Raw genomic sequence first — 9,193 nt, 5'->3', positions numbered from 1 at the left:
TCACCCTGATCGGCAGCATCCCCCGGCCGGAGGTCCCCGCCCTGCTCCGCTCCGCCGACGTCCTGGTCACCGTGCCGTGGTACGAACCCTTCGGCATCGTGCCCGTCGAAGCGATGGCCTGCGGAGTGCCCGTGGTCGCCTCCGCCGTGGGCGGCCACCTGGACACCGTCACCGGATGCGGCGTGCTCGTGCCACCCCGGCGGCCGAGGGCGCTGGCCAGGGCCCTCGGGCACCTGCTGGACGACGACGACCTGCGCGCCTCCCTGGAGAAGGCGGGCGAGCGGCGGGCGCGGGAACGTTACGGGTGGCCGTGCGTCGCCGCCGGGACCGAGGCGGTCTACCGCGACGTGCTCGCCGCCGGCCGGCACCGGTTCGCGGCGGCGAGGAGGTGAGGGACGCACGCCCCTCTAGGCCGGGCGCCTGACCCTTTCGCCGTCGCCGTCCTGTTCCAGGCGCAGCCCCGGCACCACGTCCCAGCCGATGAGGACCAGCAGATGGCGGATGTGCGGCGGCACCGGGCGGAGGACGAGCTCTCTACCCCGGCCGAGCCGCCCCGCCACCGACACCAGCGCGCGCAGCCCGGCGACGTCGATGAACTCGACCCGGCCGAGGTCGGCATACACCCGCGCCTCGTGCCCGCTCGTCACCCGCTGGAGCGCGGCGACGAACGCGGTGACGGTACTGGAGTCGACGTCTCCCTCCACCCGGAGCCCGTACGGCTCGGCCAGCCGGACGATGCGCAGCAGACCGTTGTCGAACTCAACGCCGAACTCAACGTCCACGAACACTCCTCTCCGACGCCGCTCCACCGGTCGTCCGAGATTCCGCACGTGTCAGGAAGACATCGAGAACCTCCCGCACTCCAGATTAGCCCTGACGGCCGAGGTGTCCGCCGCCCCTGCGCGGATCCTCATGTTTGGCGGTCGCCCGGGGGGCACACATCGGGTATGCGCGTAGTCGTCGTGGGTGCCAGCGGGAACGTGGGGACCAGTGTGGTCGCCGCCCTGCAGGCCGACCGCAAAGTCAGTTCGATCCTGTGCCTGGCCCGCAGGCTGCCGGCCTGGCGCCCGTCCAAGACCGAGTGGCGAGCCGTGGACATCGCCACCGACGATCTGGCCCCGCACTTCGAGGGCGCCGACGCGGTGGTGCACCTGGCCTGGCTCTTCCAGCCGACCCGGCGGCCGGTGACCACCTGGCGGGTCAACGTGCTGGGCAGCGTCCGCGTGTGCGAGGCGGCGGCCCGCGCCGGGGTGTCCACGCTGGTCCAGGCGTCCTCCGTGGGCGCCTACTCGCCGGGGCCCAAGGACCACCCGGTGACCGAGGACTGGCCGACGCACGGCTGGCCCGGCAGCGCCTACGGCCGGGAGAAGGCCTACGTGGAGCGGGTGCTCGACCTCTTCGAACGCGACCATCCCGACATCAGGGTGGTACGGCTCCGCCCGGGGTTCATCTTCAAGCGCGAGGCCGCGGTCGAGCAACGCCGCCTGTTCGCGGGGCCGTTCGTGCCGTCGGGGCTGGTCCGGCCGAAGCTGATCCCGTTCGTGCCGGACACGCCCGGCCTGCGGTTCCAGGCGGTGCACGCGGACGACGTCGGCCAGGCGTTCCGGCTGGCGCTCACCAAGGAGGTGTCGGGCGCCTTCAACATCGCGGCCGACCCGGTGATCGAGCCCTCGGTGCTGGCCGAGGTGCTCGGCGCGCGCCTGGTGCCGGTGCCCGGCTTCGTGCTCAGGAACGCGGTGGCCGCGTTCTGGCACCTGCGCCTCGTCCCGGCCGCGCCCGGCCTGGTGGACCTGGTGCTCAACATGCCGATCATGGACATCGGCCGGGCCCACCGGGAGCTCGGCTGGCGGCCCGAGCACACCGCCGTCGACGCGCTTCGCGAGCTGCTCGAAGGAATGCGCAGCTCCGAGGGCATGGACACGCCGCCCCTGTCCTCCCGTACGGGCGGGCCGGCGCGCCGTGAGGAGATCGCCGGCGGTGTGGGCCGGCGCCCGTGACCGTTTGGCGGTCCGCCACCGGGTAGAGGGAACCCGATCCACCCGGCTTCCGCGAAAGAGGGAGGATGACTATGGCGACGAAGGTGGCCGACGTCATGACCCGCGATCCGGCGACCGTCGAGATGGGCCAGCCCATCTCGGCCGCCGCGCAGATCATGGCAGGCAACGACACCGGCGCGGTGATCGTCACGGACAACGGCCAGGTCAGCGGTATCCTGACGGACCGCGACATCGCGGTGCGCGTCGTCGCGCAGGGCCGCGGGCCGGACACGCCGGTCCAGGAGGCGTGCAGCTGCGACGTCACGACCGTGCGCCCGGACACGAGCCTCGACGAGGTCGTCCGGATCATGCGTTCGCAGACGGTCCGCAGGCTTCCCGTCGTGGACAACGGCAGGCCGGTCGGCGTCGTGAGTCTCGGCGACATGGCCGTGGAACGTGACCCTGAGTCGGCGCTCGCCGACATCTCACGTGCCGAGGGCAACCTGTAGAGCCCCCCCTGGGGGGAGCGGCCGGCGAGGAAACTCTCCGGCCGCTCTCGGCTGCCGGCCCTCAGCAGGTCAGCAGAACCTTCACGGCGCCGTCACGCTTTTTCTGGAAGATCTCGTAGCCGTGCGGCGCCTCGGCCAGCGGGAGCCGGTGCGTGGCGAGATCCTCCACGCCGAGCGGATCGGCGGTGTCGGTGACGAGCGGCAGCAGCTCGTTCACCCACCGTTTGACGTGCGCCTGTCCCATCCGCAGGGTGAGCCCTTTGTCGAACATGCGGAGCATCGGCAACGGGTCGGACATGCCCCCGTAGACGCCGCTGACCGAGATCGTCCCGCCCCGCCGTACGGTGTCGATGGCCTGGTGGAGCGCGGCCAGCCGATCCACCCCGGCGGTGGTCATCATGCCGGCGGCCACCCGGTCGGGCAGCATGCCGGTGACGGTCTGGGCGAGCTTGGCCATCGGTGAGCCGTGCGCCTCCATGCCGACCGCGTCGATCACCGAGTCGGTTCCGCGCCCCTGGGTCAGGTCCCTGACCGCCTCGGGCACGTCGCTCACCTCGGAGGCGTCCACCGTCTCGGCGCCGTGCCGCCGGGCCATGGCGAGCCGCTCGGGGACGCCGTCGACGGCGATCACCCGGTGCCCGAGGTGCCGGGCGATCCTGGCGCACATCTGGCCGATCGGGCCGAGGCCGAACACGGTGACGTCACCCCCCTCGGGGATGTCCGCCCAGGCGACCGCCTGCCAGGAGGTGGGCAGCACGTCGGACAGGTAGACGAAACGCTCGTCCGGCGGCCCCTCGGGCACCTGGATCGGGCCGAACTGCGCCTGCGGCACCCGCAGGTACTCCGCCTGTGCCCCGGGCACCTCGCCGTACAGCTTGGTGTAGCCGAACAGCGCCGCACCCATCCCGTGGTCGCGGACCTGGGTGGTCTCGCACTGGGCGAAGAGCTTCATCCGGCACATCGGGCAGTGACCGCAGGAGATGTTGAACGGGATGACGACCCGGTCGCCGGGACGGATGTTCCGCACCTCGGCGCCGACCTCCTCCACGATGCCCATCGGCTCGTGCCCGAGGATGTCCCCTTCGCCGATGAAGGGCCCGAACAGCTCGTAGAGGTGGAGGTCGGAACCGCAGATGCCGCTCGTGGTGACCTTGATGATCGCGTCCGTGGGCTCCTTGATCGCCGGGTCGGCGACCTCCTCGACCCGTACGTCGCGTTTGCCGTGCCAGGTGAGGGCTTTCATGTTCGCTCCTTTCTGTGCGGCCTAGCGGACCAGGGGCAGCACCCGGTCGGCGTAGAACTCGAAGAACGCCTCCTGGTCGGGGCCGATCTGGCTGACGTAGACCTCGTCGAAGCCGGCGTCCACGTACTGGCGCAGCGCGGCGGCGTGAACCTCCGGGTCGGGGCCGCACGGCACGCTCCTGGTGGCCTCCTCCTCGGAGACCAGCTCGGCGAGCTGCTCGAAGTGGCGGGGCAGCGGGAGCAGCTGTGCCGCCTCGCCCTTGATGCCCTCGGTGGGCCACAGCCGGTGCGCGGTCTTGCGCGCCTGGCCGGCGTCCTCGCCGTAGCAGACCTTGATCCCGCCCTGTACGGGCTTGCCCGCGCCGCCCGCCTCGTGGAACTCCTGCACCAGCTCGGCGCTGGGCCCGGTGATGACGTACCCGTCCGCGATCCGGCCCGCCAGCTCCACCGCCTTCGGTCCGAAGCCGGACATGTAGATCGGCGGCGGCTCGTCGGGCAGCGTGTAGAGCCGGGCGGTGTCGACGTCGTAGTGCTCGCCCCGGTGGGTGACCAGCTTGCCGGTCCACAGCTCGCGGATGATCCCGACGGCCTCCTCCAGCATCTCCAGCCGCTCGGCGGCGGGCGGCCAGCGGGAGTCCACGATGTGCTCGTTGAGCACCTCCCCGGTGCCCACGCCGAGCCGGAACCGGCCGCCGGTGAGGACGGCGCTGGTGGCGGCGGCCTGCGCCACGATCGCCGGGTGGATGCGGACTAGCGGGCAGGTGACGGCCGTGGTGACCGGAAGCGAGGTGGCCTGGGACAGCGCGCCGATCACGGACCAGACGAACGGGCTCTGCCCCTGCTCGTCGAGCCACGGGTGGTAGTGGTCGGAGATCCACAGTCCCTCGAACCCGGCCCGCTCGGCGAGTTGCGCCTGCCGTACGAGCTCGCGCGGGCCGTGTTCCTCGCTGGACAGGAAGTAGCCGAACTTTGTCATGATCGTCTCCTTCACGGGTGCGTCCTGTCCGGCTACCCCGCAGGAGACGGCCTAACGGTTCGCCGCACCGGTCAGGCGAGACACCTGAGTGCCGATCTGAGCCTGCGGTCGAGCGGGTCGTCGTCGGGCAGCCTGCCGACCGTCGCCGCCACGAAGCCGGCGGGCGACAGGTCGGCGCGCTCGCCGAAGGCGTACACGGAGATGCGTTCCGCGGTCGGCTCGACCTGGGCCTTGGAGCCCTGTTCGGCGAGCGCGAACATGCCCACCCTGGTCCGCCACCAGGTGCGCCGCCCGCGTTCCTCGTCGGAGACGGGCACGCCCACGTCGTCGGCGTGGGTCGCGTACTCGGAGGCGTAGTGGAACGCCTGGAGGCCGTTCGGGTAGGGGCCCACGGAGGTCTCGATCATGGCGTCGCGGCCCAGCCCGCGCATCCGCTCGCGGGTCTCGGCGTTCTCGGTGCGCCACTCCCGGAGCACCCGTTCGACCGGCAGGTCGCGGCGCCGCGCCACGCACCACTCGTTGAACCCCTCGTAGCCGCCGCCGACGCCCTCCCGGGCGAGCAGGTCCCGGAACCCGTCGAGGTCGCCGTCGAGGCAGGCGTGGTTGTACAGCTCCTCGCCGGCCAGGTGGGCGAGGACGTCGCGCACCGACCAGCCGGGGCAGCGGGAGGGCAGGTCCCAGCCGGCCTCGTCCAGCGTGCCGAAGTGCCGGTCCAGGCGGGCCGCCTCCGTGTCGAAGATGTCGAACGGATCCAGGTCCGTCAGCATTTCACCAGGTATGGCCATGCGGTTGCGGTACCCGCAGGCGTACGGCCCACGCGGGCGGCGGACCGCCGGTCAGTGACAGACGGGACGCATCGGGACGGTGGGCATGCCGTTCACGCCCTGGGTGAGCTGGGCGGCGGGCGCGGGTGAGCTGCCCGGACGCGGGGTGCAGTCCGGGGCCCCGGCCAGGCTGCCCAGCAACAGCGGCAGCAGGACGCAGATGCCCAGGATCGCCAGCCCGATCAACGCCAGCCGGGCAGGAGTGATCTCCCCCGTGTCGTCCTCCTCGGACGGCTCCGGCTCCGGCCGCGGTTGCGGTTGCGGTTCCTCCAGTTGGAGGGCGGTCATCAGGCGCGCGAATTCGGGATCTTCTCGCGCGACGTCGGCTTCCATATCCAGGAGAATCCGTCTTTCGCGCCGGGACAGACGCATAGTCGGCTCCTTCGACACTCACTTCGGCGGCGGCGAGGAACACGCCTACCCGCAGATGAGGCCGCTAATCGGGGGGCTCGTGCGGTGCCGTCGACCTATCTCGGCCCCTATCCAGATTAGGTGGTGCTAAATCCAATATTCTGTCAAAGCTAGGTGCGCCTAACCTGGATGACCGGGGTAGCCCTCAAGCCGGAACCTAAGGCTGGAACCTCAGCCCGGGACCTCACGCTGGGACCTCAGGCCGGCACCTCAGGCTGGGACCTCAGGCTGGGACCTCAGGCTGGGACGAGGCCGCAGCGGCGGATCGTCAGCAGGGTCAGCGCCCTGGTGACGTCTCTCAGCTCGCGCAGGTCCACCTGCTCGCGCGGGGCGTGGGCATGGCGGACGTCCCCCGGACCATAGTGCAGGGTGGGGATGCCGTCGGCCGCGTAGAGGCGCAGGTCGCTGCCGTACGGCGCGGCGGTCTCGGCCGGCGGGGCGCCGGTGACCTCGGCCACCGCGGCGGCCATCTCGTCCCGCAGGGCGTGGCCCCGGGCGAGCCTGCCGCTGGCGAACTGGCCGCCCGGCCAGGTGATCACCGGCGGGTGCGCGCTCAGCCAGGGGTGCCCGGTCCGCGTGACGGCCTCCTCCAGCGCGGCCCTGGCCGCCGCCGGGTCCTCGTCCAGCCGGACGCCGAGCCGCCCCTCGGCGACGAGCAGGTCGGGGACGCTGCTCGCCCAGTCGCCCGCGCGGAGGGTGCCGATCTCGATCGGGTAGGGCAGCGGGTTGCCGTCGAAGAGCGGGTCGATCCGCCGGTTCCGCTCGGCCTCCAGCCGCCTGACGGCTTCGAAGACCGGCCAGAACACCTCGATCGCGCTCACCCCTTCGGTACGCGTCGCACCGTGGGCGGCCTTGCCCTGGATCTCGACTCGGAAGGTGAGCGCGCCCGCGTTGGCGGTGATGATCCTGCCGCTGGTGGGCTCGGTGATGACGGCCGCCTCGCCGCGGTGGCCGCGGGCCAGGGTGGCGAAGGCGCCGAGGCCGCCGTCCTCCTCGCTGATCACGCAGTGCACGGCGAGCGGGCGGGCCGGCCGTACGCGCGCGGCGCGCAGGGCCCGCACGACGGCGAGGTTGGCCGCGAGGCCGGCCTTCATGTCGCACGCGCCCCTGCCGTGCAGCGTGGAGCCGCTGATCCTGGCCGCGAACGGGTCGTGGCCCTCCCAGCGGGCGAGGTCGCCGGTGGGGACGACGTCGACGTGACCCTGGAGCACCAGCGCGGGCTCGCCCTCGCCCTCGCTGGTGCCCACCACGCCGTAACCCTCCGACCTGGGCGCCTCCGTGCCGGGGAAGCCGGCCTCGGCCCGCAGCGCGGCGAGGTCGAGCTTCCAGGCGTCGACGTCCAGGCCCGCCTCGGTGAGCAGCCGGGCGCACCGGTGCTGGAGGTCGGACTCGGCGTCGGTGCCGGTCACACTCGGCACCCGCACGAAGTCGGCCAGCAGCCGCACGGTCTCCGCTTCGTCCAGCGCGTTCAGCACCCTGGCTTCGATGTCGTCCACGCTAGGCATTGTGCCTGAACCGGGGCGATCCGGTCAGCGCCTGCCATAGCGCTGGTTGAACCGCTCCACCCGCCCGGCGGTGTCGAGGATCCGGCCGCGACCGGTGTAGAAGGGGTGGCTCGCGGAGGAGACGTCGACGTCGACCACCGGGTAGACGTTGCCGTCCTCCCACTCGATCGTCCTGTCGCTGGTCATGGTGGATCGGGTCAGGAAGGCGAAGCCGGCGCTCGGGTCGCGGAAGACGATCGGGCGGTAGGCCGGGTGGAGGTTCTTCTGCACGGTTCTCTCGGTCCTCTCGGGTCGGACGGCTCCAGCCGCCCATGCGATGGTAGCGATAACGGTTTTCACATTCGAGAGATTCCCGATGGAGGAACGCGGTTCGTGTGCGCGAGGCGGCGCCTGACGACTGTCGAGAACGCGCGGGAGGCGGCACCGCTTCCCTGCGCGTTCTGTAAGACCGGCGGCTCAGAGGGCGCGGTGCACGAGATAGCCCGCGAAGGCGCGCAGTTCCGCGGTGGCGGCGGGATCGACGGAGACCTCTTCGGCGAGCCGCAGGGCGTGGTCCACGTGTGCGCGGGCCCGGCGCTCGGCGAAGTCCCTGCCGCCCGCCTCCTCGATGAGCCCGGCGGCCCGGCGGCTCGTCTCCTCGTCCACGCCGCCCCCGTGGTCCAGCAGGCCCGCGAGGCTCCGCGCGGCCGGCGAGCCGCCGGCCAGCGCGGCGACCACCGGCAGCGTCTTCTTCCGCCTGCGCAGGTCGCTGAACGTCGGCTTGCCCGTCACGTCCGGGTCGCCCCAGATGCCGAGCAGGTCGTCCACGATCTGCAGGGCCAGGCCGAGATGCCGGCCCATCGCGGAGAACACCTCGGCCGATGCCGGCGGCGCGCCGCCGAGCGCCGCGCCGGTCGCGGCGGCGCAGGCGAGCAGCGCGCCCGTCTTGCCGGTGGCCATCTGGGCGTACTCCTCGACGGTGACCGCGCGGTCCCCGGTCCAGGTCCGGCCTTCGAAGATCACGTCATCGGCCTGGCCACGCACCAGTTCCACGAGGGCGGCGGACAGGTGGCCCATGGCGGGCTCCGCGCCGGGCGCGGAGGCCAGCGTCTTCACCGCCAGCGCGAGCAGGCCGTCGCCGACGAGGAGCGCCGGGCCGATGCCGAACGCCTTCCACACGGTGGCGCGGTGCCGCCGCCGCTCGTCGCCGTCGATGATGTCGTCGTGGATGAGGGTGAAGGCGTGCACCAGTTCCACCGCCACCGCCGCCGGGATCACCCGCTCGGCCCGCGCGCCCACCGCCTCCGCGCACAGCATGACCAGCGCGGGACGCAACCCCTTGCCACCCTCCGTGTCACGCGCGGTGCCGTCGAGTTCGGCCCAGCCGAAGGCGTAGGCGGCCATCTCCGCCTGCCGGGGATGCAGGTTCCGCACGGCGTCCTCCAGGGCGGGACGCAGCAGCGACTGGGAGCGGGCTAGCGACGGCGGCGCGGACGCGGAGAGGTTGACTGACACGACTGACCCTTCGCCCGGGGATACTGCACTACTACCCAAACTGGACAATATATCCGGCGACATGAAATACCAGCCAAGAGGGGCTGTGTCCTTACTCAGGTCCCTTACTTACCAATGACCACGCGGATTACTCGCACGCAGGGTCGCCCCACCATCACCCCTCGCCACCGCCAGGACCGGGCTTTCATCACTTCAGGTGACGACAAGATTCATAGCGTAATAAATCTTGTTGAGCTTCCTCGATCATGTGATACTG

The 9,193-nt window shown here is 71.7% G+C and carries 11 protein-coding genes; 3 read left to right on the top strand and 8 right to left on the bottom strand.

Translation table 11 applies throughout. The features are described from left to right. The coding region (locus QSK26_RS37155) for a glycosyltransferase (protein ID WP_285780039.1) at positions 1-392 on the top strand (392 nt) is incomplete at its 5' end. 15 nt (positions 393-407) lie between these two features. On the opposite strand, the gene QSK26_RS37150 is transcribed toward QSK26_RS37155, so the two are convergent. Continuing rightward, on the bottom strand, positions 408-782 hold the full coding sequence (locus tag QSK26_RS37150; protein ID WP_285780038.1) for an STAS domain-containing protein: 375 nt from the start codon (positions 780-782) through the stop codon (positions 408-410). Between the two features lie 165 nt (positions 783-947). On the opposite strand from QSK26_RS37150, the gene QSK26_RS37145 reads away from it, so the two are divergent. Both QSK26_RS37145 and QSK26_RS37140 read left to right on the top strand, forming a co-directional pair. Continuing rightward, on the top strand, positions 948-1,997 hold the full coding sequence (locus tag QSK26_RS37145) for an NAD-dependent epimerase/dehydratase family protein (protein ID WP_285780037.1): 1,050 nt from the start codon (positions 948-950) through the stop codon (positions 1,995-1,997). Between the two features lie 71 nt (positions 1,998-2,068). Continuing rightward, entirely contained in the window at positions 2,069-2,485 is a 417-nt protein-coding gene (locus QSK26_RS37140) for a CBS domain-containing protein (RefSeq protein WP_285780036.1), read from the top strand. A 61-nt stretch (positions 2,486-2,546) separates the two neighbouring features. On the opposite strand, the gene QSK26_RS37135 is transcribed toward QSK26_RS37140, so the two are convergent. The 7 genes from QSK26_RS37135 to QSK26_RS37105 all read right to left on the bottom strand — a co-directional run bounded on the left by QSK26_RS37135 (position 2,547) and on the right by QSK26_RS37105 (position 8,937). Beyond that, positions 2,547-3,728, bottom strand: coding sequence for a zinc-dependent alcohol dehydrogenase (locus QSK26_RS37135; protein ID WP_285780035.1), 1,182 nt, complete (start codon positions 3,726-3,728; stop codon positions 2,547-2,549). A gap of 21 nt (positions 3,729-3,749) precedes the next feature. Beyond that, positions 3,750-4,703, bottom strand: coding sequence for an LLM class F420-dependent oxidoreductase (locus QSK26_RS37130; protein ID WP_285780034.1), 954 nt, complete (start codon positions 4,701-4,703; stop codon positions 3,750-3,752). A gap of 71 nt (positions 4,704-4,774) precedes the next feature. Further along, entirely contained in the window at positions 4,775-5,470 is a 696-nt protein-coding gene (locus QSK26_RS37125) for a maleylpyruvate isomerase family mycothiol-dependent enzyme (protein WP_285780033.1), read from the bottom strand. Positions 5,471-5,539: 69 nt separating this feature from the next. Next, positions 5,540-5,860 (bottom strand): hypothetical protein, encoded by a 321-nt coding sequence (locus QSK26_RS37120; RefSeq protein WP_352244472.1) that lies wholly within the window; start codon positions 5,858-5,860, stop codon positions 5,540-5,542. A 314-nt stretch (positions 5,861-6,174) separates the two neighbouring features. Continuing rightward, entirely contained in the window at positions 6,175-7,443 is a 1,269-nt protein-coding gene (locus QSK26_RS37115; protein ID WP_285780031.1) for an ArgE/DapE family deacylase, read from the bottom strand. Positions 7,444-7,467: 24 nt separating this feature from the next. Further along, positions 7,468-7,713, bottom strand: coding sequence for a type B 50S ribosomal protein L31 (locus QSK26_RS37110; protein ID WP_285780030.1), 246 nt, complete (start codon positions 7,711-7,713; stop codon positions 7,468-7,470). A 186-nt stretch (positions 7,714-7,899) separates the two neighbouring features. Further along, positions 7,900-8,937, bottom strand: a complete 1,038-nt coding sequence (locus QSK26_RS37105) for a polyprenyl synthetase family protein (RefSeq protein WP_285780029.1) — start codon at positions 8,935-8,937, stop codon at positions 7,900-7,902. Positions 8,938-9,193 lie beyond the last annotated feature (256 nt).

The organism is Microtetraspora sp. NBRC 13810 (assembly GCF_030268685.1).
GTDB lineage: Bacteria > Actinomycetota > Actinomycetes > Streptosporangiales > Streptosporangiaceae > BSRQ01.
This window is presented reverse-complemented; position numbering and strand designations above follow the sequence as displayed.

Bases quoted from the DNA above. Each gene is read 5' to 3' on its own strand.
- QSK26_RS37135 (WP_285780035.1), bottom strand. From the start codon at position 3,728: ATGAAAGCCCTCACCTGGCACGGCAAACGCGACGTACGGGTCGAGGAG.
- QSK26_RS37130 (WP_285780034.1), bottom strand. From the start codon at position 4,703: ATGACAAAGTTCGGCTACTTCCTGTCCAGCGAGGAACACGGCCCGCGC.
- QSK26_RS37145 (WP_285780037.1), top strand. From the start codon at position 948: ATGCGCGTAGTCGTCGTGGGTGCCAGCGGGAACGTGGGGACCAGTGTG.
- QSK26_RS37140 (WP_285780036.1), top strand. From the start codon at position 2,069: ATGGCGACGAAGGTGGCCGACGTCATGACCCGCGATCCGGCGACCGTC.
- QSK26_RS37125 (WP_285780033.1), bottom strand. From the start codon at position 5,470: ATGCTGACGGACCTGGATCCGTTCGACATCTTCGACACGGAGGCGGCC.
- QSK26_RS37115 (WP_285780031.1), bottom strand. From the start codon at position 7,443: ATGCCTAGCGTGGACGACATCGAAGCCAGGGTGCTGAACGCGCTGGAC.
- QSK26_RS37120 (WP_352244472.1), bottom strand. From the start codon at position 5,860: ATGGAAGCCGACGTCGCGCGAGAAGATCCCGAATTCGCGCGCCTGATG.